We start from the raw sequence: 24,156 nt of genomic DNA, 5'->3' as shown, positions 1-24,156 counted from the left end.
TTTATTAACTTTACTCTTTCAATCCCTTTGGAGTATAGTTCATAGCTAAAATACTCTTAAACCCACCAGTTATATTTTTGCATTTAAATCCATTTTGTTTTAATATCCTCTCAGCCACGTATGCTCTTATTCCAACTGCACAGTGTATCCAATATTCTTTGTTTTTATCTAATGTATTAAGCTTTTCCCTTAATTCATTTACATTAATATGTATTGATCCGTCTACAGCACCTCTTTCTCTTTCAGAATTAGTTCGAACATCTAACACAACTATATTTTCATTACCTTTAATATTTTTTAGTTCTCTTGGATGAACAAGCTCGCTCTTTTCTGTCAAAACATTCTCAGCTACATACCCAACAAAATTAACAGGATCTTTTGCAGATCCAAATGGTGGTGCATAAGATAATTCCATCTCTGTTAAATCATATATAGTTCCTTTTAATCTTATAACTGCTGCTATAACATCAATTCTCTTTTCTACCCCTTCGTATCCTAATGCTTGTGCACCTAATATCTTTCCTTCGTCATTAAAAATCAATTTTAATGTAATTTGAACAGCACCTGGGTAATATCCTGCATGATTATTAGGATGTATTATCGCTACTTTATAAGGAATATTTAATCTATTTAAAATTCTTTCATTGTTTCCAGTTGCAGCCAAACACAAATCAAAAACTTTAATTACTGTGGTTCCCTGTGTCTTTTTATATGCCTTATTTGTACCACTAATATTATCTGCAATTATTCTTCCTTGTTTATTGGCAGGACTAGCTAGCGGGATAGCCGTTTTCGTGTTATTCACAAAATCTACAACCTCTACTGCATCTCCACCCGCATATATATCTTTAATATTTGTTTCCATATTTTCATTTACTAATATATGACCTCTAGGCCCAAGTTCAATCCCACTATTTCTTATAAATTCTGTATCAGGTGTAACTCCTATTGCTGCTATTACAATATCGCCTTTTACTTTATCTCCACTCCGAAGTTCAACTTCAATACCATCGGAAGCTTCTTTAAACGCAGTAACTCCATTGCCTAAAACTAACTTTACTCCCTTGTCTTCCATTTGTTTCTCTGCTACTGGAATCAAATCATCATCAAAAGGTGCTAAGATATGAGGTGCAGCTTCTACTAAAGTAACATTTATGCCTTTTTCTCTTAGATTCTCAGCCATTTCTACACCTATATATCCACCACCGATAACTATAGCTTTTTTCACTTCGTCTACAACAGATTTAATTTTATCAGTGTCTTCTACGTTTCTAAGTGTATATACTTTTTTACTTTCAATTCCAGGAATATTAGGTTTTAATGGCTTTGCACCTGGTGCTAAAACAAGGTAGTCAAAGCATTCTTCATAAATTCCTTTATCCTTAGAAGCTATGGAGATTTTCTTATCCTTATAATTTATACTTATAACTTCACTGTTTGTTCTTACATCTATGTTGAATCTATCCTTCATAAGTTCCGGAGTAGCTACTAAAAGATCTTCCCTATCCTCAATAACTCCTCCTATGTAATATGGTAATCCACAGTTAGCAAAAGATATATACTCACCTTTTTCAAACATTATAATCTCAGCACTTTCATCTAATCTTCTAAGTCTAGCTGCTGCGGATGCTCCAGCTGCAACACCACCTACTATCAATACTTTTTTCATGTTTTAATCTCCTTTAGCCAATATAATTATCTTTCTAACGGTTTTATATATGACCCCGTTCCTCCAGATACATTTATTATCTTATATCCTTGTGACGAAAGCTCATCACAAGCTCTTGCACTTCTTCCACCTGATTGACATATTATATGATATTCTTTTTCTTTATCCAGATATTTATCTGGTTTAGCTAATAATTGTCCCATTGGTATATTTTTAGCTTTTGGTATATGTCCACTTTTATATTCATAATCTTCTCTAATATCGATTAAATCTATTTTTCCTAGCCTTTCATCTAAGTCATGAACACTTATAGTACTAAACTTATTTCCTGTAGATTTCGTAAACATGATATCAGCTCCTTAAAATTTTATATATCAATCTTTTATATTTTTCTCAATATTTTATTTTTTAAACCGTCACAATATTAGAATATTCTAATATATTAATATTAGTATCAATAAAGAGCTATTGCAAGTCAATTTAATATAATAAGCTTTTTGTAAATTGACTGATGAAAAATCATCTAATAAAATAGCTTTTGTGATTCCCCATAGGGGTATATTATTTATTGTGGAGGTTTACTTTATGAAATCATTTTTAAAGTTTTGGAAGAAGTATTCTTACATCCTATTAATCACATTTATAATCCTAGGGCTTTTCGATTTTAGAATCGGCCTATTTGCTACGATTTGTATGGTGGCACCAATTATAGTTTCTCTTTTTAAAGGGAGATTTTGGTGTGGAAATCTTTGTCCAAGAGGTAGTTTTTACGATAATGTAGTCTCAAAGTTTAGTAGAAAGAGAAAAGTACCAGCATTTTTAAAGTCAGTATTCTTTAGATCTTTAGTTACTATACTTATGTTAACTGTATTCACTACAGGAATGATAAAAAACTGGGGCAATCTTTACGAAATGGGCTTTGTAGTATATAGATTAATAGTTGTTACTACAATAATAGGAATAGTATTATCTTTATTTTATACTGAAAGGACTTGGTGTAATTTCTGTCCTATGGGAAGCTTAGCTGCATTAATTTCTAAGTTTAAAAACAGAAAAAATAGAGCTTCTCTTCTACAAGTAGAAAATTCATGTGTGTCTTGCAGACTATGCGAAAAGAATTGCCCTATGGGTATATCCCCTTATCATTATAAGAACGGAGCTATAGATCATCCAGATTGTATTCAATGCAAAAGATGTGTGTACAAATGTCCTAAAAAATCTATTAATTATAATAATAAATAGAAATATAATAATATCTCTATATTTAAGTCCTTTAGTTAAAGTGAGTATATATATTGCAGTTATTGACATATGTCAGTAATATGTTATCATAAAGATAAACGACATATGTCAATAACCTGCTTTTTTAACTACTATCGTATTAAATACACTTAAAGGAAGGTACAAATATATGAAAATTGCATTACCATCTCGTGAAAATAAAATTGATGACCATTTTGGCCACTGTGAATACTTTACTGTTTTCACAGTTAATACTGATACTAAAGAAATAATTGATTCTGAAAATGTTGCTTCTCCAGAAGGCTGCGGCTGTAAATCAAACATTGCGCAAGTTCTTTCAGAAATGGGTGTAAAACTTATGTTAGCAGGCAACATGGGGCAAGGAGCATTAAGAGTACTGAACAACTCTGGTATTGATGTATTACGTGGATGTTCAGGTGATGTAAAAACCGTTGCTCAAAATTGGTTAGAAGGTTCTGTTGTGGACTCAGGAGATAGTTGCCATGAGCATGATAATGATCACAAATGTAATCATTAAGCTTTATTAGCTAAAATACAAAAAACAGTCAGTTATTATATTCTCAACTCTATAATAACTGACTGTTTTTTGTTTAGACACTATCAATGCACTGTCTATGTAACCCTATCTTATAAAATATTGATACCATTATTGTTAATATCTTACCTACAAAATTAATGACTTTTATCTTCTTTATGAGCCAACTCTCTCTTACATCTATGTCTACAGCATCTGCCATTGCTACATCCTATTTTAACCTCACTGCAAAGCTCATAGTCTCCACCTTGAATCTTCAACACTTTTCCATTGACTAAGGATTCAGCAAGTTTTCTTCTTGCTTCATTATAAATTCCTTGAACAGTCGTACGTGCAATATTCATTTGATTTGCACAATCTTCCTGAGTAAATCCTTCTAAATCAATAAGTCGTATAGTTTCATATTCATCCACTGTCATTATTATTAGATTATCTTCGTTGACACTAACATCAAGTGGTCCATATATCTCTCTTTCTGGTAAACAGCAAACCTTTCTGCATTTTCTAGGTCTAGGCATATATTATTCCCCTCATTTAGTTTAAATTTCTTTCTGTAACAAAAAAATCTAAGGTTCACAATAGTGTAAAACCTTAGATTTTTCTTATTTGGTAGCCCGTAGGGGGATCGAACCCCTGATTCCACCGTGAGAGGGTGGCGTCTTAGCCACTTGACCAACGGGCCAGGTACAAGTAATATTGTACCACTTTTTCTTATTTTTGCAACAGTATTCTTTAAAATTTATATGAAATGTTCTTTTTATTCTATTTTTTCTAAAATAATCTCCCATTTATCATTGATGAGCCCATAAGTATAATTATCATTATATTCACCAGTTCTTCTGTCAAAATCCTGCTTTTTTCTATGTCCTTCTCTTTCAAAGCCTATCTTCTCACACAGCTTTATAGAGGGAGTATTCTGTGCGTTGACGTTAGCTTCTAACTTGTGTATCCCAAGAAAATTAAAAGAGAAATCCACCATCCATTTTAAAATATACTGCATTATACCTTTGTTTGTATAATCTTTATTTAGTACATATCCTACTTCTGCTCTAGAATCTAACACACTTATATTAAAAAGTGCAATAAGGCCGATTACTTTGCCTAGCTTTTTATCTTCTATAGCCCAATCTATTCTTTCTCTTTCCTCATACATATCATTAAGCTGCTCAATAAATTTTTTTGCACTACTCTCATTTTTTATGAATAGAGCTCTATCGTATGTCATTATATCCTTGTTTTCGTATATATCTATAATGTCTTTAGCATCCATCTTAGTTAGCTTTCTTAACTTATAATCTTCTGTTTCCAGCTCTATAAAATCGTTAAATACATTCTCTACATTATTTAATTTAAAACGTGCAAGTAAAGGCATAATTACCTCCATTAAGCCCTTTTTTTATATGTATGCAACATTCTGTATTTTTAGAACCAAAAAGAACTACTTTCCTAAAGTATAGCCTTAAAACCCTAATCCATCTTAGAGTCATTTACAGCTATCTCACAGTAAAGTAGTTCTTTATATTAACTAATCTTTATTCTAATTTATTTTATAGTTCTACTATGTTTAACATTATTATTGAGATTAAACTTAAATTACTTCTTTAATCTAAATCCAAAGGTTCTCCATGGTTCTAGGTAGTCAAGTAAGAATAACTCCTCTTCAACAATATGTCCTACCACATTAGTTTTGCCATAGTTTTTCATAGGCTTTAAGGCAACTTGAAGTTCACCAGCATATCTTGTATAAAGATCTGAGTCAATCAGTATATCTCCTTTTTTCATATCTGGAGTGTTGTATGGAGGGAACCCGTGTCCTTTATACTTTACTCTACTTTGAGTACTTCTCACCATATATTCTGATACATCACCACGATTAAAGTGATATTCTTCTAAAACTATTTTCTTTTCAATGTCGGATATATTTTCTTCAAGCTCAACATCAAATTCTAACATTTCTCTATTTACTTCACTTAAAGCCTTTAATTCTTCCTCTGAAGCAAATGCATTTGCTATTATAACATCATCTATAAGTCCAGTAGCAAACAAGTGCTTAGCTTGTACTGCTATTGGGAGAGTTCTATGTTCTTCTAATGTGCAAAGACCTTCAGATACTGGCCATGGACCATGATTTGCAGTTTCAGAGTTTACAAAAGCTGCTGTTTTAAGACCAAAATCTCTAAATTGTATAGAGCATTTTAAGAAATGTTCATAGGATAAACCTGTATAAACATGTGGATAGAAATTATGACATCCATATAAATTTTCTAAATTAGGTTTATAAGACATTATATTATCAACATATTTAGTACCACTACTCATATTTAATTCTATCTTAAGACCATATTTGTTGTAGGTCATTAAGGTTTCTTCCATACCGCTAAAGCCCATGTCTAATCTTATGCCGTCAAGTCCCATTTCTTTAAATATTCCTAAGTCATGTATTGTAGCGTTTAATCTTTTAAATACAGTTGGATCTAGATCTGCAATTACTTCCATATCATTATTCTTAGCAGCTGCTAACACTTGTTTAAATTCACTTACTGTCTCATCTATATCTTTATCTGTTGAGATAAGACATGTAAAAATTCTTTTATAACCGTATTTACCAGCTAAATTTATATACTCTATTATTTCTTCAGTGCTTTGATGACCTGGATAAACTGATATGCCTAATCTTTTCATTTTATTTTTCTCCTTTATTCAAATGATTTTCTATATATATAATAAGCACCTTTTGCAGGTGACATATCCTCATCAATAAAGCTTATAATATTTAATCTTTGTTCTAAATATTCTTCGAATGCATTTCTTAATATTTCTGACTTTCTTATAGCTCCACCTACAAGTCCAATACTGCAACTATGGAAGTTAAGTTTTTTGTATACGCATTCCGTAGTCTTTGCAAGGCTTATTCCTTCAGTTACTAGTATATTTCTAGCTGCTTCATTTCCTTTCTCAGCCTCTTCGGAAACCACAGCAGCAAGTACAGCAATCTCATCTTTTGTTGATGAATATACAAATTCTACTATTTGTTCTGCCTTATTTATGTTTAAATAATTCAAAATACTTATACTTAAATTGCTGAATGGCATTTTATAATCTCTTTCGTAAATCATAAGTTTAAGTGCTTCAATAGCAATTTTATAAGCACTTCCCTCATCTCCTAATAGGTTTCCCCAGCCTCCAGCTCTTTCACTTATTTTATTGTTTATTCCAAAGCATATTGAGCCAGTACCAGCTATAGTTAAAATCCCGTCTTCGCCTTTTAATAATGCTTTTAAGGCTAACTCACCATCATTCATAACTTCGCATGGCACTTTGAAACTATTTTCTATAGTAGCTTCTACAAGTTTTGCATTATTGCCAAATTCAGAGCCTGCTAGTCCCATATATATATAAGCCAAATCTTCAGTACCAAAAGCATCAGTTATATCTTTAATGGAAGCTTCTATATTGTTTAAAGCCTGTACCTTATCGTTTAAAAGGTTACCAAACCCCTTTATAGATGCCATTAATATATTGCCTTTCATATCGAAGGCAATAGTTTCCGTTTTAGTGCCTCCTCCATCAACTCCAATAACATACTTCATAAACTCACTCCCCCTTGACTCAAATAATATTTATCTATCATAAACACATGTATAGATGTATGTACCAGATTAAATTAAAAAATATTCTTAAAAATTCTCTTACTTATATGATATATATCTAAAATCACTTTAGCAATACTTTATATGTAATTGTTATCATGAATTATTTTCTTATTTTGAAAATAAAGCACTGATACTATTAAAAAAGGGGGGATTTAATAGTATCAGTGCTTCTATTTAAATATATCTAACCTAGTCTATTGTCATTAAAATCTAATTTTCTGTTATTATGATCTCAGATTACTGTATAAGGCATTCAACTTCAAATAATTATTGAGTTTGCAATGTTAACTGTAGGCTTACTTCTTTTCCGTCTCTAACTACAGTAATGCTAACCTTATCTCCAGCTTTATGAGCATCTCTTAACTTGTTAAGTTCATCAATTGTTTTAACTTGTTTTCCTTCAAACTTTGTTATAACATCTCCAGTTTGTATTCCTGCTTTTTCTGCAGATGAGAAGTCGGAAATACTAGTAACATAAACACCTACTGGAAGATTATAAGCCTTTGAATCTTCATCAGTTACATTTTTAACGCCTATTCCTATAACTATTTTTGGTTTAGAAAGAGAGTCCAAGCTATCTTTAGCATGATTTATAGGAATTGCAAAGCCTATACCTTCTACACCTGTTTCTGATGTCTTAGCTGTATTTATTCCTATTACCTGTCCTTTAGAGTTAATTAAAGGACCTCCACTGTTACCTGGGTTTATTGCAGCATCTGTTTGGATGTAAGTTGCTTTAGTTCCACTTATATCGATAGTTCTTGCTGTAGAGCTTACAATTCCCTTTGTAACTGTTCCAACAAATTCTTTTCCTAATGGATTTCCTATAGCTATAACTTCTTCACCAGATTGAAGAGCATCTGAATCTCCAAGTTCAGCAACTGCTGGTACTTTAAAGCTATCTGTAACCTTAACTACTGCTAAGTCTTGGTTTGCATCATAATTTAACACTTTTGCATTTAGCTCTTTTCCATCGCTAAGTGTTACTTTAACTTGTGTAGCACCGGATACAACATGATAGTTGGTTAATATATAGCCTTGTTCGTTGATTATGAAACCAGTACCAACACCTTCTTGTTGTTGCTGTTGCTGCTGTCCAAAGAAGTTTTGAGAACTTACTACACTCTTCGTAGATACTGTTACAACAGCAGGAGATACCTTTTTTACTACATCTGTTACGCTCATAGCTGTAGTTGAACTTGCAAACTTAGGTGGATCATATGTTACATTTTTTATAGCAGTACTTCCGCTACCTAAAGTAGTTGAACCACCATTTCCTTTTTCTAAGTAATACAGAGTTCCTGCACCAACGCCACCACCTATTACTGCACAAACCAATGCTCCTGCAACCAAAGCAGCTACTTTTCCTCTTCCTTTTCTCTTCTTTGGTGCATTGTCATTCAAAGGCTTAGTATACTCTACAGTCTGCCAATTTGTAACCGGCTTATCAACTTGGGTTTGAGTATCATTGTTTACAAATACAAAACTTTGCTCATTTGTGTTATTGTTAGCTACGTTATTTGAATTATTGTCATAGTTATTATAACTGCTAGTATTATTTAAGTCGTCTGTAAACTTGTTTTTGTTTTCATTATTAAAATCATCATTAAAGTTATCCATCTATTATCCCTCCTGATGTAATTTATCTCATCTCTATGTTTTTATAATAAAGCTTCTCTGTGACAATTTAATGACAATTATAATTTTTTTATTTTTTATTATTTTGATCTTGAAGCTTCTTTATCTGCTTATATTTTTTTGCTACAGCCTTTATCTGATCTATTACTATATCACTGTTAGTTTGAGAGGTTACTTTATCCTTATTATTGACAGTTTTTAAATCAATCAAATCAATCTTTGATAACTTTGACAATTCCTTTTGCATATTCACATCACCATTTGCATTGATTACCAATGAAAGAGGTTTATCCTGTATAAGCCCCTGGTCTTGAGAATTACTTTTTCCGTTCACAAGATTATTAAGTTCATTTTTATATGCACCATTATAATTACGTCCTAACCTGTGATATGCAAATTCATCTTTATCATAACTACTTAGCTCGTCCAAAAAACTTTTATTATCTTTTAGTAAATTAAATTTATCTAAAAGATTAGTTAGTCCAATATATGAACCCACATGTAAAACTTTTTCTTTTGTGAGAATACTGCTATATTTTTTAATACTTTTTGCATCTGAGAGGGTCTTTTCATTAATTGGATCTATTAATACCATTCCTGCTATATTTTGCGGAAAAATCTTTGCAAAATTAGTCATAACAAGACTTCCATATCCTTCTCCTACTAATATGTATGGACCACTTACACCAGCCTTCTTTAAAACCAATTTAAGATCCCTTGCTTGATCTTCGATGGTTTTTTTAGAACCTGAATCATTAAATCCATACCCTTCTCTATCATACATAAATACACTTCCATCAAATCCATTGTTCAATCCATTGACGACATTTCTCCACTGTGACATGTCAAGTCCTACATCTCCATCTAAGATAACGGTATAATCCCCGCTGCCATAAACATCGTAACTAAACTTTTCACCGTCTATTCTTACATACTTTCCTTTAGGCTTTATCTTAGAGTCCATTATCTTTGTATCGATTGTTTTATATATAAACCCAAAAAGTAATACAGCCAAAAGCAAATAAACAAATATTTTAAATATTTTAAATGGTTTTATAGGATCCTTTAAATTTATCTTATGAAAACTGTTTGAATATGGAATAAAACTCATGTAAGGCCACCTGATTACCTTTCGCCAAGTTTAAGGTTTGGTTTTGCATTTAAATCCATAGCTGAAATATTTCCTTTGATATACTCGAAATAAGCTGCACTCCCAATCATCGCAGCATTATCAGTACATAAAACTGGTGCAGGGAATAAAACCTTAATTCCTTTTCTACCAGCATTCTCTGTGAGTTCTCTTCTTAAGGCGCTGTTAGATGCAACTCCACCAGCAATTGCTATTTTATCAACATCTTTTCTTTTACAAGTTTCTATTACATTTTCAGTTAAAACATCTATTACTGCTTGTTGGAAGGAAGCCGCTACATCTGCCTTATTTACTTCTTGTCCTGTCATATCCATCTTATTTAGATAATTAAGTACTGCAGATTTTACTCCACTGAAAGAAAAATCTAAGCTATTATCGTGAAAATTTGCTCTCGGAAAACTTATAGCTTGTGGATTACCTTCCTTTGCCAGTTTATCAATTTTAGGACCTCCTGGATATCCAAGTCCAATGGCTCTTGCTACCTTATCATAAGCCTCTCCAGCAGCATCATCTCTTGTTTGTCCTATAACTTCAAACTTACCAAAATCCTGAACATGAACTATAAAAGTATGTCCTCCTGATACAACTAAACATACAAAAGGTGGCTTCAAATCCTTATGCTCTATAAAATTAGCGCAAATATGTCCTTCTATATGGTTTACCCCTATTAGAGGCTTATTCAATGAGTAAGCTAAGCCTTTTGCATATTGAACCCCTACTAATAACGCTCCAACGAGTCCTGGTCCATAAGTAACTCCTATAGCATCTATATCATCAAGAGTAACCTTTGCTACTTCCAGAGCTTCTTCTACAACCGAATTTATAGCCTCTATATGTTTTCTTGATGCAACCTCTGGCACTACTCCGCCAAACTTTGTATGTATATCAATTTGTGATGAAATTATATTAGAAAGAACTTCTCTTCCATCTGCAACTACTGCTGCTGCAGTTTCATCACAACTACTTTCTATTGCTAAAATTAACGTTCTACTCATGTTTACTACCTCTTTTATTAATAAATTCATTAAGTATTATACTTGATTGACAAATGATTATCAACGAATTAGTACTGGAAAAATTTTAATTAAGAATTTCTTCATAAAAACTTAAGGAATATATTCAAAATAGCAAACTAACGTTCTTTTATTAGTTTGTAATAAGTAACTTTATAGCTTAAAATATATTATGTACAATTGATAACAAAAGGAGATTTAATCTAATGAATAGTTCATACGCAAAAGTTATGGTACTAGGTTCACCAATATCAAAATCAAACTTTAAACTTTTTAATACCAATGGTAGAGCAATACTACCTTATAATAGTGGACAGTATCATGATAGATATGCATTATATGAGGAAGAGATAGCTTATCATGCCAGATCTCAAAATCCTAATATTGTTATCGAAGAAGCCGTAATAGCTGTTTTAAAAGTGTATTATAAAAGCTTTAAACGCCATCCCGATACTAATAATATAACTAAAAGCATATTTGATGGAATTGAAAAAAGCGGCTTAATAATAAATGATGCTCAGATAAGACGTATAATAATTGAAGAGTTTTACGATAAGGATAATCCTCGTTTTGAGCTTGAACTTTTTGGTGAAAGTGAATTTGATATGGAATATACAATTGAGAAAAGAAAAACACCTATAGAAAAAGTAACTTACTCTCCACCATCTAACAAAGCCAGGGTTTCAATCAATAATTCATCAAAAAAAGAAACATCAACCTCTGTAAATGCATGCTCCATATGTGGAAAAAAAATAAAGGGTAATGATTACATAACTGCTAATAAAGGAACATCTATAATTTGTAAAGCTTGTCTAGGGAGAGGATTCTAAAATGAAGATAGTATGTATTGGCGATAGTTTAACCTATGGTTATGGTGTATCACCTTCTAAGGGCTGGGTTAATCTTTTAAGAGCTTCCACAAAGTATGATATCGTTAATAAAGGTGTTAATGGAGATACTACTGTTGGTATACTAAGTCGTTTTTCTAGAGATTGTATCGACTTAAAGCCAAATATTGCTGTCATAATGGCTGGAACTAATGATTTATTAACTGGAAGAAGTATAGATAATATTGTAGATAATATTATTTATATGGTTAACGACTGTGTTAATAGTAATGTTAAGCCAGTTGTGCTAATACCTCCCCTTACACTACCGAGGCTTGCAGAAGTAAGCTGGTATTCTTCCATTGATTATAATTATGTGAATGACATGATAAATATCATGGAGGGTTTATTTGAAAATAATATTAAAGATACTCTGATTATTAGCCTTAATAAGCTAATTCCTCTATATGAAGAGTACTATATTGATGGAATCCACCTTACCGCTCTTGGAAATGAGATAATTTTTAATAAATTATCATCAGATTTTGAAGATCAAATAAAAAAACTTTCTTAATATATTAAAATACTAAAGGAAGTTAAATTGATATCTATCCTTAATATAAAAACCTATTTAATAGGTTTTTATATTAATAAAGCTGTAAATCAATTTAACTTCCTTTAATAAAACTCTTACTACTTTTTAAACTCGTGAGATTACATAAATTAGGTTATGTTTAAGAATACTGTTGAAATTAATTGTTTATGCAGGAGACGCTATATGAGCGAGCTATTAGAATTAAAATATGTTCTTATAATATGTATTTAAATACTCCGCTACTTGTCGTCCAACTTCATAACCTTCAATAGTTGTACTATCTGCATAGCCATAGGAATGAATTAGGTTTCCACATGCAAATATTCCGCCTATAGAGGTTTCAAATTTTTCATTTATCACTGGATATTTTGCTTTTGACTCAACATTAATCATAGCTTTTTCTGCTAGTTCACTTTCAGGCATCCATCCTACAGATAAAAGTAAGCAATCACATTCAATTTTTTCTTTCTCGTCATACATTATATTGCCTCTTTTATCAACCTTTGCTATAGTTACAGATTCTATTCTGTCGCTACCATCAACATCAAGCACTGCTCTAGATATAAGTAGTGGAATATTAAATTCATCTACTATTCGCCTAATATTATCTCTTTTAGCGATCACATCTGATTTTTTCTCAACTAAAGCTTTTATCTTAGCACCTTCCAATAGCAGTCTTCTTGCAATGACTAAGGTAATATCTGAGGACCCTACAATTACTATCTCTTTACCTGGTAAGAATCCATTTATATTGACAAATCTTTGAGCTGCTCCCACTGTATATATACCTGCAAATTTATGAGTAGGTATATTTATATTGCCAGTAAACTTCTCTCTACTTCCCGTAGCTAAAATTATGCTTTTAGCTTTAATATCAACTACTCCTTCATTGGGATTAACATAACTTAGTACTTTATCCCTATTTAAATCAATCACAACGGTATCAAGCTTATAGTCAATTTTTAATTCATCAACTTTATCCTTTAAAAATTGAGCATACTCAGGTCCAGTAACTTCTTTACTCAATACCTTTTTACCAAAACCATTATGTATACAGATATTTAAAGTACCACCAAGTGTTGATTCTCGTTCTAAAATTAATATATTCTTTACACCTTTTTCACTAGCTGAAATAGCCGCAGCTATACCTGCCGTACCACCACCAACTACAACTAAGTCATATTGATACATATATAAATTCACCTCTTCTGAGTAGAATAATCCATTTAAACATATTAATTTTATCATAATTCTTTTTTTATTTATAGTTTATGGATGTACCACTTCATAATAAAATTTATATTTAAGTTGCTATTATAGCATTGTGTTTAAATTAATTAATTAGTCATCTGATGCTTTAATGAGCTTACGCAAAGAATTAATATAAATTTCTCATATTCCCTGGCTAAAAATGTAACGAATTTCTGATTAGAGATTTTAAAGATAAAGTGATTCAAACACATACTAAACTAAAAAATGAGTACACTACTACTTAGTAACTATTAAAATCTGAGAGGAGAAGTGAGTATTTATGACTAAAGCATCAAAACAACATCAAAAAGATGAAACAAAACATAAAAAAGTACATGTAAGCCACAATCCTAGGAAAGAAAGCACCACATCGGTATTTGGAGAACCAAAAGCTAAAGATTATGACCCTACAGACTTCAAAATTTAGATAAAATTAAAGAGGGTATGTACCCTCTTTATATGTGATGTTCAGTTTTATCCCTAAATGTTAAATACCCCTCTAATTGCTTTGTTATAATTTCTGCTTACAGGAATCTCTTCTTCAGTTCCATTAAGTTTTAGTATGAAGGTTCCATTTATCCATGGAACTATATTTGTTATAGATTCTAGATTGACTATATAATTCCTATGGCACTTTATAAAATTAAATTGTTTTAATCTGGTTTCAACCTGTGACAGAGTCTCTTCACTAGTGTATACTTGATTTTCTGTCACTATATAAACATTACCTTCTTTTATATAGCAAAAAAGTATTTCCTCAATATTTATAAGTATAAGTGAATCTTTTTTCCACACAGGAAGTTTTTTTAATGTCTTATGACTATGATCTTTCTCAGTTTCTTTGCGTCCTTTTAATCTATTTATAGCTAGGAGTATTCGATCCTCAGAAAAAGGCTTCAGTATATAATCTGATGCATCTAACTCAAAAGCCTTAATAGCATATTTATCGTGAGCTGTAACAAAGACAACCTGAATATCATCTACAATCTTCTTGAACTCCTCTGCTGCTATAAAACCATTTATGCCAGGCATTGATATATCTAAAAACACTGCATCAGGTTTTAAAGCGCTTATGCTCTCAATTCCTTGTTTTACATCTGTATACTTTCCTACTATCTCAACATCTTCATCCTTAGACAATACAAATGCCAGTTCTTCAATAGCGATCTTTTCATCGTCTATTATTAATATTTTAAGCATTCTTCTATCCCCTTACATCCCTTAATGTATTTATCACGTTTATTAAATTATCTTCATCATACGGTTTAGCTATGTAGGAATCTAAGCACCAAGAATCAGCCTTAATATCCTCATACATAATTCCAGTCAACAATATAGTTTTTATATGTTCGTACTTTCTATCTGTTTTTATTATTTTACATATATCTATCCCATTAGATCCACCTAACTTATAATCAGTGATTAATAAATCAGGAGTATTATTTTCTATTAACTCAATTGCTTCTTTTACATCACAAGCTTCAAATATAAAAACATCATCTATAAATTCTTCTATTATTTCTCTAAGTAATTTTCTACTATACCTTTCATCATCAACTACTAATATTTTAAACATCAGCTTCTCCCAAGTACGATTTGTTTATATAAATACTTATTTTAGCTTCTTCTGAGCTTATATCTATTGTCAAGTTCGCCTTATATTTAATCATCAGTTCCTCTTTAAAAAATTTAACAAACTCATCATTAAAGTTTTCATAATTTATCTCTTCTTTATTAAAGTTTTTACAAGTTACAACATAATTATCAATATTATTAGTTGAATAAATGTCTAACCTTGAAGTTGCCTCTTTTTGATTAATTATATTTATCTTACAAGATAATTTTATCAATCTAAGCAAAAGTAGCTTAGGCACCCATTCCACATCATTTATATTCGTAACTAATTCTAAATCTTGCTCAAATCTTATCTTTTGAATATATATATATGAATTTAATGTTTTTATCTCTTCCCCAATTTCTACAATCTCTTTATCATTTTTTAATACATCTCTTAGATAAGTGCTTAGCTCCACAATTAACTTTCTTGCTAAGCTATCATCATTTCTTGAAAAATAAGAAATGATATTTAGTGTATTAAATACAGTATGTGATTCATCCTCTAAAAGTTTTCGCTCTAAAACTTTTATTTTATAATTTTCATCTTTATATCTTGTAGTTTTTAAGTTGATTATATAGTATAACATATTTAAAATTATAATAGCTAATACCCAAATTATTCTATAAGTTATAGCCATATATAGACAAAACAAATTAGCTAATATCAAAAAAACTTCAATTGTTCTTTTTATATGCATACTAAAATCTATTATAATATTTCTTCTAGTCTTTTTCTTCATAACGTCCCTCAACAAAATTTTCTACTCCGTATATTTCTTTAGCTTCTCCATAGATCTTTACATTTTTATTAAAAGCATTTTGTTTCAAGTCCTTCACTAATAGTGAAGATCTTTTTACTAGCTCGTCAATGCTCCTTTCGCCATTTTTAGAAACTTTACATATTTTATCACTAGCAACTTCTCCTAGGCGAAGACTTTTTGAGCCTAACCTTTCAATTTTCTCATTTTCAATTTTATGGCCTAATTTATATGTGTATTTTCCGACGTTTGTTAAAATCTTTTCTGTAGAAAGTCCACTTACTTCTCCTATGAACCTAACTATCTTTCCAGCCGTAAGCATTTTAGTCTAGTACCTCTCTATCTTAATTTTTATGGGTGTACCACTTCGTAATAAAACTTATTATTTAAATTCTCTCATTAGAATCCGTGAGTGCTTTAAAAATAGCTTGTGGTTCGAAGTGGTACATCTATAATTAAATACTTGAACATAAAATTAGTGTAATGATTATTAATACTATTTAGCTACTTATATTATCGTACAATTATCCTATTTCATTAATATACTAAAAATTAAAAGTATATAACAAAATCCCCAATAATATTTTACCTACTTTATAAAAACACTATATTTATGCTATTTTTTACAAATTTAATTAATTATCTTTAAATTGCTCCATAATATAGGCTATTATCTAAGTAATATAATATAATTAATAAGTGATATCTTCAACAAATTTATGTATATCCTTGGATTTAATTTGTTTTTTGTGATTATTTATATAGTTTTCCACATTAAATCTGCCTATAATAATCAAACAAATTATCTAAAGCGATTGATTTATCTATTTACTTATAATATAATTTTTTAGTTAAGAATACTATTTTAATGAGGTGTTTTAATGAATATAAATAAATTAAATATTTCATCCATAAAGAAATTATTTAATAGACTTACCAAAGACAAAATAATTAGAGTAATTTTTTATATACTTATACTTTATTCTATATCTATGAAGGGAGCCTTTTTCCTAGGTTTTGCTGAAAATAAGGATCCTTACTCCTTCAATTTTTTTACTGGTTATAACAAAGCACATCCTTTTTTTAATTATTACTTAACTTTTACAGCTGCATTTCTTAGCTTTGGATTTTTATTCAAAGGTGTAGGAAAATATGTATATATGCTTGTTATAAACATACTTTTGACCTTACTTATGATTGTTGATTTGTTTTACTTTAGAGGTTTTTTGACAGTTCCATCTATATTAGTTACTACTCAAACTGCTAACTTAGATAACATGTCAGGAACAATTTTTTCATTAGTAAGTAGATATGATATAGTATTTTTAATTGACTTTATTATATTAGCTATATATCTATTTTTTGCATCAAAATATTTTAAAAAGGTAAAAAGAAGTGTAAAATCCTTTGCTATAGTTTTTGTTATTTCAGTTATTTATATAGGATATATTCCTTTTAATCTATATGTACTTCATAGAGAAGTAAGTGGTAGTTACATATTTAGTGGTTATGACCCAATGGATTCAGCTAGATATTTTTCACCAGTAGGATATCATGTTTTAGATATTTATAATGTATATAAAGATTCAAAACCATATACCCTAACTGCAGCAGAAAATAAGCAAATAAAAGACTATTTTAATGATAAAAATGAAAACCTTCCTGATAATAAATATAAAGGCATGTTTGCAAATAAAAACCTTTTAGTAATTCAAGTTGAATCACTAGAAAACTTTGTTATTAACCAGAAGATTGACGGTCAGGAGATTACCCCTAGCTTAAATAAGCTTATTAATAATTCAATATATTTCCCTAATACCTTTGAACAGGTTAACGAAGGTACAAGCTCAGATTCAGACTTAATGGTAAATACATCTATGCTTCCATTAAGAAGTGGAAGTACATTTTTTAAGTATCCTAATACTACTTATTATTCATTACCTAAACTGCTTGAAGAAATGGGATATGATACAGCTGCAATTCATGCCGACAAGGGTTCTTTTTGGAATTATGCTGCTGGACTTAAAGGTATAGGCTTTAAAAAATTCTTTGACTATTACTCATATGAAGATGATGAACAGATAGGTTTAGGATTAAGTGATGGAACATATTTAAGACAAGTTGTTCCTAAAATAAAAAGTTTAAAACAACCTTTTTACTCTTTCGTTGTAACCTTAACAAGTCATGGACCTTTTGATCTTCCTGACAAATATAAGGAACTTAATATCAAAGGTGAACTAAAGGATAACATTATGGGCAGTTACTTCCAAAGTGTTCATTATACAGATAAACATATAGGAATCTTCCTAGACAATTTAGATAAGGAAGGCCTACTTGATAACACAGTAGTTGTAATCGTAGGAGATCATACTGGAGTTCATAAATATTATGATGATAAGGTTAATACATTAAAAAATCCTGAACCTTGGTATTTGGATAATGGTAATCATACTGTTCCATTCATCATATACCAGAAAAACTTTAAAGAACCTGTAAAATTCGATACTTATGGTGGTCAAGTAGATATAATGCCTACTCTAGCATATGTATTGGGTATTGATGAGAAAAAATATATAAATTCAGCTTTAGGCAGAAATTTATTAAATACAGATAAGAGCTTTGCAATACTTACCAATAAAACTTTTAAGAGTACAGGTACCACTAATGATAAAGATAAAGAACAGGCTACAAAAGCTTTAGAGATTTCAGATAAAATGATAAAGAGTAATTACTTTAAAAATAAATAAGCTTAACTGACTATAAAAAACCATAATGCTATGCATTATGGTTTTTTATCACTATCTTTTATTAAGTTTACTACTTTATCCCATTTATCAACACTTTGCCCAGTTACGACCCACTCACACATAACCACGCTTTCATCGTTCTTAAGGTTAATAGTACCTATACTATTAGTAACTATGCTTCCATTTCTTATCTGATATATATCTATCTTATCTTTTGTTACAATAAACACCAATCTTCCATTATAAGCAGTATAGGCATCAACTGCTGCTGGCACTACTTCCTTTATTGAATTCCACGAAACAAAAAGCTTATCATGATTTACTAGCTTTTTAGTTGGTGGATAATTTATATTAAAAGAAACACCATTAAAATTATCTTGATCATTTGCACTAATTTTACCTTGAATAAGCCAATGTCCATTTTTTCTTATCATTGTATAATTTTCATAGTTAGGAGCCCCTACATTCAGTTTTTCTTTTGCCTCTTTTGATAGATTTCCAACTTGATCATTCCATGCCATATAAAAAGATTTCTGAGCTTCTTCTCCCAATAAAGTACCTATATCTACTCCTTTTAAGGTTTTGGTGTTATCCACAGGTAATATTTGCTCAGCAAAATAATTATTTTTAAAATTTGTTCCCTTATAATACTGTGTTGCAATATAATCATTACCTATAAAAGATATATCTCTATACAAATCATATCCTAGAGCCATCGGTCTAACTTTGCTCATCTGTTCTTTTTCATTAACTTGAGTCACCTCAAATTCCTCATCTATATACCCTTTATTTTCTGTATAGTTAACCTTTATAGACCAGAATCCGTTCATACGAGGCACCAACAAGTCTTTTATCTCTTTAGGTTCATTTAGTTTATCATCTTTAAAAGACACCCATAGAGTTCTATATCCAGCTGGACCATACTCTCCCGTACTTAGCTTTTCCCTTGAGGATTTTAATCCTATAAGAACCCCTATAGGATCATTATAATTTTTGTTCAAGTTTGCCATTGAGTCTTCCGACCTTACATTAACTCCTACATCCCATTGACGTAAGGTACTATCATCAGTTTTGGTTAAGTTATATAAAACACCCTTATATATTAGTAAGCCACTATTGTTATCAAGCTTTATAAAATCGCAAAATACATTATTATCATCTGATACTGACGTAATTTCTACATCTTTATTACCCAAATCTGTTTTTGTCCATTTATACTCATTAACTAAGAAATAATTTGGATTCATTACTTTTAATTTGTATTTAGGGTTTCCAAGATAATTATGACCTATTGCTGCCAATTCTGAATTAAAAGATATACGTCTAGTTAATAAGTCCTCTGCTTCATTTTTATCACCGCTATCCATAATCTCATAATTAGTTGCTTTCCAGCTTCCATTTATATCTAGCTTAGCTACCTTAGGCGCTACTATAATCTCTCCTTGATCCTTAGGTTTTGATATACTAGTACAACCTATTAAAGACATTGTTAATAATAAAATTGTTAAAATTTTAATCTTAATTCTCATATATACACCATTAAGTTTCAAAAGGAATGGTAACCATTACCTCTGTTCCTTTATTTTCTTCACTTTTAATTTTAAAAGTTCCCCCATGCATATTTATTATCTCATCACAAATAGACAACCCAATCCCATTCTGAGATTTAGAATTTTTTCCTTTAAAGAATTTCTCTTTAACTCTAGGAAGATCCTCTTTGCTTATACCACAGCCGTCATCTTTAACTAAAAACTTGAGTGAATTATCCTCTCTATATACCCTTAATAATACTTTCCCATGAGAATCTGTAAACTTGAAAGCATTATCTAACAAGTTGATAAGCACCTGCTTTAATCTTCCTGAATCAGCATCAATTGTCGGTAAATCTTGTTCACAATCAACTATAAAATCTATATTTTCCCTCTCAGCTCTTGGTCTTAAATATACATTAACATAGTCAACTAGCTGACTTATATCAACGCTTTCTATATTTAAATCTACTTTTCCAGACACAAATCTTGAGAAATCTAGAAGCTCTTCTACCATAGCCGATAATCTATCTGATTCCTTTTCAATTATTTTGAATCCAGTATCAAGCATAGCTCTATCTGTTTCTTCATTGTTCAGAACTATTGCCCATCCTTTAATAGCTGTTAAAGGTGTTCTCAGCTCGTGAGATACAGATGATATGAAATCATTTTTTAGTTCATCCCTCTTTTTTAATTCTTCGGCCATATAGTCTAATGTATTAGCCAAGCTACCTATTTCATCCAATCTTTTGCTATCACTCCTAACCATTAAATCACCTATAGCCATTTTCTCAGCTACCTTAGTAACTTCTTTTATTGGATTTACTATGCTATTTGCCAGCATATAACTTACAAATACACCTACTAAAAAGACCATTACTCCAATCGATATAAAAATAATTGATATACCTCTTATAGATTTATTCACTTCTTTAAGCGAAGTTACAAACCGCAGAACTCCAACTACCTTTTCTCCAGAGGTCAAAGGATATGAAACTGCCATCACTTCATTTGTATCATAATAAACCTTTCCTATCCATCTTCCTTGTTGACCACCTTTTATAGCTTTTCTTACATCTGCAGTATCAATTATATCCCCTTCTTTAACTCCTAAGGAGTCCATTAATAGTTTCCCTTCATCATCAAGTATTTGAACCTGAGCATTAGTTTGTTTCCAAAAAACATCTACATTATCACGTATGTTTTCAACTAAAGATGAAGAAGAAAAATATTTGTTGTAAAAATCAGCAGAAGTCTTTACTTGATTTGATAACAAAGCTTCAGTATTGTCATAATAATACTTTCTTAAAAAGAATATGAATAGTACTTCCAAAAGAGTTACAGTAACGAAAACTGCTACAAGAAAGTTTATAGTAATTTTAGTTTTGATACTAGTCATATTTCATCTCCTATTTCTTCCACCTATACCCAGTTCCCCATACTGTTTCTATATATCTAGGGGTAGAAGCTGAATCCTCTATCTTTGATCTAAGTCTTCTTATATTTACATCAACTATTTTAGGGTCCCCAAAAAAATTCACACCCCATACTAAATTTAAAAGTTCATCTCTACTAAATGCTTTACCGGGGTTTTCAAGAAATATCTTCATAAGTAAAAATTCTTTGGGAGTGACATCGATTTCTATCTGTTGTTTAAAAAGTTTCTGCGAGTATAGATTCATTTCGAAAGGTTCTAAAATCAATTTATCCCCATCACTCTTATCCACCTTTTCATCCATTCTTCTTAGTAGTGCTTTGACTCTTAACGTTACTTCTATCGGATTGAACGGCTTAACTACATAATCATCAGCTCCAAATTCTAATCCCATAATTCTATCCATGTCTTGCCCTTTTGCTGTAAGCATAATTATCCCCATATTGGGATATTCTTTTCTAAGTCGCTCACATACTTTAAACCCATCAATTCCCGGAAGCATGACATCTAATATGGCTACATCAGGTTTTTCTAAAAGAGCCAATCTTATTCCTTCTTCTCCGTTGTTAGCTTCTATTACCTTATAATCATTTCTTTCAAAGTTTATCTTAAGAAAACCTCTTATGCTATCTTCGTCTTCAACTAATAATATTTTTGACATATTTACACCATCCTATATAAATAATAAGTAACTATAAATAAAGATATATGCAATTAAATTTAAACATAACCTAAGTACACTATATGTTATTGTGATTATAACATATAGATCTCCACTTCGTACTAGAATTTATATTTTAAAATTCTCTTATCAGAATCAGTAAGAGTTTTAAGAATAAATTTCGGATTGAAGTGTTTCATCTTTAAAACTAGAAAAGTAGAGATACACAATACTGTGCGCCCTACTTATAGCTTGTACATTATTCTAATATTTTAAACTCATATCCTTTATTTTTTAAATCTGCTATTATATCAGGGAGAACCTCAGCTGTATTTTCTTTTCCATATGTATCATGCATTAATAACACTAGTTTCTGCTGATTCTTAAATGTTTGTCTATATGTATTAAGAAGTTGTTCTTTAGATTTAGGTTTTCCTTCAGCGTCTCCTACTATACCATTCCAATCTATGTATTTATATCCTATATCATTGAAACGCTTATCAGCTTCGTCAACGCCCTTCCATGACATATGTCCACCTGGAAATCTTACTATTCTACTTTTAAAGTCTTGTCCTAGTACTTTTCTTATAGCATCATTATTTTTATCTAATTCAGCCATAAACTTATCTACATCAACTTTGCCTCCAGGATATAAGTTATTATAAATATGTGTATATGTATGATTACCAATAGAATTCCCCTGTTTATATGTATCTAAAAGAATTTGCTTTGCTCTAGAATTTTTCTCCAGTTCTTTCCCTACTATAAAAAATGTAGCTCTTATATCATTTTTTTTCAATACCTCTAAAACCTTAGGAGTCACTGTTGTTGAAGGACCATCATCAAAAGTTAAAAAAACAATCTTTTTGCCATCGTTTATTTTTATATTTTTTGATAAGAAGTCTTGTATTGTCCCTGCATCATATGCATTCTTATCTAATGTTAATTCCTTATTTATAAACTCAGTAAGCGATATATTAGACTTTGCTGAATTATTTGTATCTTGTTTTACATTACCTTCAACTACAGCTGCTTGTACAATTTCTCTCTTCGCCGTATTATGCCTATAGTAACCAGTAACAAATATTGAGGAAACAACTATTGTTCCTGCAAATAATATAATTCCATTAATTCGTTTCCTCATTTTCATTCGCTTCTTCCTCTTTCTTTTCATCCTTAGGTTACTGTCTTCAAACAAAACCACCATCTCCTACAATTGTATTAAACAAATATAATGGATTTAAAATATCAATAAATATACTCTCCATAAATAAATAATAAACTATATTATCAAGTCATAAATTACATTTTTATAAAAATAAATTACAATCCTGTAACATGTTGTCTTTATATAACAAAACAACTATACTCTTAACACATTTTTATAATATTTTAACTATACTTCTCCATTTTATATAATAGTTTTACATTATTATGGTTTATATAAATTAATTATACATTAATTTTGTTAATAAAAGAACATCATAAAACTTTTTTAACATTACAATTTATGGAATTTCTGTATCTTCTTTATATAACAAAAAACACCAGTTAATTATAACTGATGTATCAATTTCAAATGGCTCCGCGAAGAGGGCTCGAACCTCCAACCTATCGGTTAACAGCCGAGTGCTCCACCATTGAGCTATCGCGGAACATTATTTAATTAGAAAGATTGTTCTTTCAAAATTGCATTAAGTTAACTTTGTAATAATTTGTTTTGGTCAAGCCCTCGACCTATTAGTATCGGTCAGCTGAACATGTTACCATGCTTACACCTCCGACCTATCAACCTCGTGTTCTTCGAGGGGTCTT

At 30.5% G+C, this 24,156-nt stretch carries 24 protein-coding genes, 2 tRNA genes and 1 rRNA gene; 6 read left to right on the top strand and 21 right to left on the bottom strand.

The features are described 5' to 3' along the window. Positions 1-10: 10 nt before the first annotated feature. Positions 11-1,669: an FAD-dependent oxidoreductase gene (locus OCU55_RS00135; RefSeq protein WP_427847017.1), complete on the bottom strand. Its 1,659-nt coding sequence runs from the start codon at positions 1,667-1,669 to the stop codon at positions 11-13. Positions 1,670-1,695: 26 nt separating this feature from the next. After that, positions 1,696-2,016 (bottom strand): rhodanese-like domain-containing protein, encoded by a 321-nt coding sequence (locus tag OCU55_RS00130; RefSeq protein WP_261850305.1) that lies wholly within the window; start codon positions 2,014-2,016, stop codon positions 1,696-1,698. 238 nt (positions 2,017-2,254) lie between these two features. Between OCU55_RS00130 and OCU55_RS00125 the strand changes: the two genes are divergently transcribed. Then, positions 2,255-2,911 (top strand): 4Fe-4S binding protein, encoded by a 657-nt coding sequence (locus OCU55_RS00125; protein WP_261850304.1) that lies wholly within the window; start codon positions 2,255-2,257, stop codon positions 2,909-2,911. Between the two features lie 169 nt (positions 2,912-3,080). Further along, positions 3,081-3,449, top strand: coding sequence for a NifB/NifX family molybdenum-iron cluster-binding protein (locus OCU55_RS00120; RefSeq protein WP_261850303.1), 369 nt, complete (start codon positions 3,081-3,083; stop codon positions 3,447-3,449). 155 nt (positions 3,450-3,604) lie between these two features. Here OCU55_RS00120 and OCU55_RS00115 read toward each other — a convergent pair whose 3' ends face one another. The 8 genes from OCU55_RS00115 to tsaD all read right to left on the bottom strand — a co-directional run bounded on the left by OCU55_RS00115 (position 3,605) and on the right by tsaD (position 10,903). Next, positions 3,605-3,985: a DUF134 domain-containing protein gene (locus tag OCU55_RS00115; protein WP_261850302.1), complete on the bottom strand. Its 381-nt coding sequence runs from the start codon at positions 3,983-3,985 to the stop codon at positions 3,605-3,607. 89 nt (positions 3,986-4,074) lie between these two features. Continuing rightward, positions 4,075-4,149 (bottom strand) — tRNA-Glu (locus OCU55_RS00110). 75 nt (positions 4,150-4,224) lie between these two features. After that, the gene (locus OCU55_RS00105; protein ID WP_261850301.1) at positions 4,225-4,839 is read right to left on the bottom strand and encodes a GNAT family N-acetyltransferase; all 615 of its coding nucleotides are present in this window, start codon (positions 4,837-4,839) and stop codon (positions 4,225-4,227) included. A 221-nt stretch (positions 4,840-5,060) separates the two neighbouring features. After that, entirely contained in the window at positions 5,061-6,149 is a 1,089-nt protein-coding gene (locus OCU55_RS00100) for a DUF871 domain-containing protein (protein WP_261850300.1), read from the bottom strand. 14 nt (positions 6,150-6,163) lie between these two features. Continuing rightward, positions 6,164-7,057, bottom strand: a complete 894-nt coding sequence (locus tag OCU55_RS00095) for an N-acetylglucosamine kinase (protein ID WP_261850299.1) — start codon at positions 7,055-7,057, stop codon at positions 6,164-6,166. 330 nt (positions 7,058-7,387) lie between these two features. After that, complete coding sequence (locus OCU55_RS00090; RefSeq protein WP_261850298.1) at positions 7,388-8,740, bottom strand: S1C family serine protease; 1,353 nt, start codon at positions 8,738-8,740, stop codon at positions 7,388-7,390. Between the two features lie 88 nt (positions 8,741-8,828). Next, on the bottom strand, positions 8,829-9,869 hold the full coding sequence (locus OCU55_RS00085) for an alpha/beta hydrolase (RefSeq protein ID WP_261850297.1): 1,041 nt from the start codon (positions 9,867-9,869) through the stop codon (positions 8,829-8,831). A 14-nt stretch (positions 9,870-9,883) separates the two neighbouring features. Then, positions 9,884-10,903, bottom strand: coding sequence for a tRNA (adenosine(37)-N6)-threonylcarbamoyltransferase complex transferase subunit TsaD (tsaD, locus tag OCU55_RS00080; RefSeq protein WP_261850296.1), 1,020 nt, complete (start codon positions 10,901-10,903; stop codon positions 9,884-9,886). Between the two features lie 224 nt (positions 10,904-11,127). On the opposite strand from tsaD, the gene OCU55_RS00075 reads away from it, so the two are divergent. Next, complete coding sequence (locus tag OCU55_RS00075) at positions 11,128-11,751, top strand: RusA family crossover junction endodeoxyribonuclease (RefSeq protein ID WP_261850295.1); 624 nt, start codon at positions 11,128-11,130, stop codon at positions 11,749-11,751. A gap of 1 nt (position 11,752) precedes the next feature. Beyond that, complete coding sequence (locus OCU55_RS00070; RefSeq protein WP_261850294.1) at positions 11,753-12,322, top strand: GDSL-type esterase/lipase family protein; 570 nt, start codon at positions 11,753-11,755, stop codon at positions 12,320-12,322. A 222-nt stretch (positions 12,323-12,544) separates the two neighbouring features. Here OCU55_RS00070 and OCU55_RS00065 read toward each other — a convergent pair whose 3' ends face one another. Beyond that, positions 12,545-13,534 carry an NAD(P)/FAD-dependent oxidoreductase gene (locus OCU55_RS00065; protein WP_261850293.1) on the bottom strand — a complete coding sequence of 330 codons (990 nt, stop codon included), beginning with the start codon at positions 13,532-13,534 and terminating at the stop codon, positions 12,545-12,547. Between the two features lie 340 nt (positions 13,535-13,874). Between OCU55_RS00065 and OCU55_RS00060 the strand changes: the two genes are divergently transcribed. Continuing rightward, positions 13,875-14,021: a CPC_1213 family protein gene (locus OCU55_RS00060; RefSeq protein ID WP_261850292.1), complete on the top strand. Its 147-nt coding sequence runs from the start codon at positions 13,875-13,877 to the stop codon at positions 14,019-14,021. Between the two features lie 53 nt (positions 14,022-14,074). Here the strand turns inward: OCU55_RS00060 and OCU55_RS00055 are convergent, their stop codons facing one another. The 4 genes from OCU55_RS00055 to OCU55_RS00040 are packed head-to-tail and all read right to left on the bottom strand — an operon-like array spanning position 14,075 to position 16,291. Beyond that, positions 14,075-14,794, bottom strand: a complete 720-nt coding sequence (locus OCU55_RS00055; RefSeq protein WP_261850291.1) for a LytR/AlgR family response regulator transcription factor — start codon at positions 14,792-14,794, stop codon at positions 14,075-14,077. 4 nt (positions 14,795-14,798) lie between these two features. Beyond that, the gene (locus OCU55_RS00050; protein WP_261850290.1) at positions 14,799-15,170 is read right to left on the bottom strand and encodes a response regulator; all 372 of its coding nucleotides are present in this window, start codon (positions 15,168-15,170) and stop codon (positions 14,799-14,801) included. Further along, complete coding sequence (locus OCU55_RS00045; protein WP_261850289.1) at positions 15,163-15,951, bottom strand: histidine kinase; 789 nt, start codon at positions 15,949-15,951, stop codon at positions 15,163-15,165. The genes OCU55_RS00050 and OCU55_RS00045 overlap by 8 nt, the downstream gene beginning before the upstream one ends. After that, a complete protein-coding gene (locus tag OCU55_RS00040; protein ID WP_261850288.1) occupies positions 15,935-16,291 on the bottom strand; it encodes a hypothetical protein in 357 nt (118 codons plus the stop codon). The genes OCU55_RS00045 and OCU55_RS00040 overlap by 17 nt, the downstream gene beginning before the upstream one ends. 559 nt (positions 16,292-16,850) lie before the next feature. Between OCU55_RS00040 and OCU55_RS00035 the strand changes: the two genes are divergently transcribed. Continuing rightward, positions 16,851-18,716, top strand: coding sequence for an LTA synthase family protein (locus tag OCU55_RS00035; RefSeq protein ID WP_261850287.1), 1,866 nt, complete (start codon positions 16,851-16,853; stop codon positions 18,714-18,716). A 35-nt stretch (positions 18,717-18,751) separates the two neighbouring features. Here the strand turns inward: OCU55_RS00035 and OCU55_RS00030 are convergent, their stop codons facing one another. The 6 genes from OCU55_RS00030 to OCU55_RS00005 all read right to left on the bottom strand — a co-directional run. After that, positions 18,752-20,245, bottom strand: coding sequence for a hypothetical protein (locus OCU55_RS00030; protein WP_261850286.1), 1,494 nt, complete (start codon positions 20,243-20,245; stop codon positions 18,752-18,754). Positions 20,246-20,255: 10 nt separating this feature from the next. Beyond that, entirely contained in the window at positions 20,256-21,644 is a 1,389-nt protein-coding gene (locus tag OCU55_RS00025; RefSeq protein ID WP_261850285.1) for a sensor histidine kinase, read from the bottom strand. Positions 21,645-21,654: 10 nt separating this feature from the next. Beyond that, a complete protein-coding gene (locus OCU55_RS00020; RefSeq protein ID WP_261850284.1) occupies positions 21,655-22,341 on the bottom strand; it encodes a response regulator transcription factor in 687 nt (228 codons plus the stop codon). A gap of 259 nt (positions 22,342-22,600) precedes the next feature. After that, positions 22,601-23,491: a polysaccharide deacetylase family protein gene (locus OCU55_RS00015; RefSeq protein ID WP_261850283.1), complete on the bottom strand. Its 891-nt coding sequence runs from the start codon at positions 23,489-23,491 to the stop codon at positions 22,601-22,603. 430 nt (positions 23,492-23,921) lie between these two features. Continuing rightward, a tRNA-Asn gene (locus OCU55_RS00010) sits at positions 23,922-23,996 on the bottom strand. 65 nt (positions 23,997-24,061) lie between these two features. Next, positions 24,062-24,156 (bottom strand): 23S ribosomal RNA (locus OCU55_RS00005); the annotation flags it as partial.

The sequence above is a fragment of the Clostridium folliculivorans genome (assembly GCF_024341905.1).
In the GTDB taxonomy this organism is placed as follows: Bacteria; Bacillota; Clostridia; order Clostridiales; family Clostridiaceae; genus Clostridium_AR; species Clostridium_AR folliculivorans.
This window is presented reverse-complemented; position numbering and strand designations above follow the sequence as displayed.

Coding starts and splice junctions, on each gene's coding strand:
- OCU55_RS00125 (WP_261850304.1), top strand. CDS start 2,255: ATGAAATCATTTTTAAAGTTTTGGAAGAAGTATTCTTACATCCTATTA.
- OCU55_RS00055 (WP_261850291.1), bottom strand. CDS start 14,794: ATGCTTAAAATATTAATAATAGACGATGAAAAGATCGCTATTGAAGAA.
- OCU55_RS00130 (WP_261850305.1), bottom strand. CDS start 2,016: ATGTTTACGAAATCTACAGGAAATAAGTTTAGTACTATAAGTGTTCAT.
- OCU55_RS00050 (WP_261850290.1), bottom strand. CDS start 15,170: ATGTTTAAAATATTAGTAGTTGATGATGAAAGGTATAGTAGAAAATTA.
- OCU55_RS00090 (WP_261850298.1), bottom strand. CDS start 8,740: ATGGATAACTTTAATGATGATTTTAATAATGAAAACAAAAACAAGTTT.
- OCU55_RS00045 (WP_261850289.1), bottom strand. CDS start 15,951: ATGAAGAAAAAGACTAGAAGAAATATTATAATAGATTTTAGTATGCAT.
- tsaD (WP_261850296.1), bottom strand. CDS start 10,903: ATGAGTAGAACGTTAATTTTAGCAATAGAAAGTAGTTGTGATGAAACT.
- OCU55_RS00065 (WP_261850293.1), bottom strand. CDS start 13,534: ATGTATCAATATGACTTAGTTGTAGTTGGTGGTGGTACGGCAGGTATA.
- OCU55_RS00100 (WP_261850300.1), bottom strand. CDS start 6,149: ATGAAAAGATTAGGCATATCAGTTTATCCAGGTCATCAAAGCACTGAA.
- OCU55_RS00070 (WP_261850294.1), top strand. CDS start 11,753: ATGAAGATAGTATGTATTGGCGATAGTTTAACCTATGGTTATGGTGTA.
- OCU55_RS00060 (WP_261850292.1), top strand. CDS start 13,875: ATGACTAAAGCATCAAAACAACATCAAAAAGATGAAACAAAACATAAA.
- OCU55_RS00035 (WP_261850287.1), top strand. CDS start 16,851: ATGAATATAAATAAATTAAATATTTCATCCATAAAGAAATTATTTAAT.
- OCU55_RS00075 (WP_261850295.1), top strand. CDS start 11,128: ATGAATAGTTCATACGCAAAAGTTATGGTACTAGGTTCACCAATATCA.
- OCU55_RS00115 (WP_261850302.1), bottom strand. CDS start 3,985: ATGCCTAGACCTAGAAAATGCAGAAAGGTTTGCTGTTTACCAGAAAGA.
- OCU55_RS00085 (WP_261850297.1), bottom strand. CDS start 9,869: ATGAGTTTTATTCCATATTCAAACAGTTTTCATAAGATAAATTTAAAG.
- OCU55_RS00030 (WP_261850286.1), bottom strand. CDS start 20,245: ATGAGAATTAAGATTAAAATTTTAACAATTTTATTATTAACAATGTCT.
- OCU55_RS00015 (WP_261850283.1), bottom strand. CDS start 23,491: ATGAAAATGAGGAAACGAATTAATGGAATTATATTATTTGCAGGAACA.
- OCU55_RS00020 (WP_261850284.1), bottom strand. CDS start 22,341: ATGTCAAAAATATTATTAGTTGAAGACGAAGATAGCATAAGAGGTTTT.
- OCU55_RS00025 (WP_261850285.1), bottom strand. CDS start 21,644: ATGACTAGTATCAAAACTAAAATTACTATAAACTTTCTTGTAGCAGTT.
- OCU55_RS00105 (WP_261850301.1), bottom strand. CDS start 4,839: ATGCCTTTACTTGCACGTTTTAAATTAAATAATGTAGAGAATGTATTT.
- OCU55_RS00120 (WP_261850303.1), top strand. CDS start 3,081: ATGAAAATTGCATTACCATCTCGTGAAAATAAAATTGATGACCATTTT.
- OCU55_RS00135 (WP_427847017.1), bottom strand. CDS start 1,669: ATGAAAAAAGTATTGATAGTAGGTGGTGTTGCAGCTGGAGCATCCGCA.
- OCU55_RS00040 (WP_261850288.1), bottom strand. CDS start 16,291: ATGCTTACGGCTGGAAAGATAGTTAGGTTCATAGGAGAAGTAAGTGGA.
- OCU55_RS00095 (WP_261850299.1), bottom strand. CDS start 7,057: ATGAAGTATGTTATTGGAGTTGATGGAGGAGGCACTAAAACGGAAACT.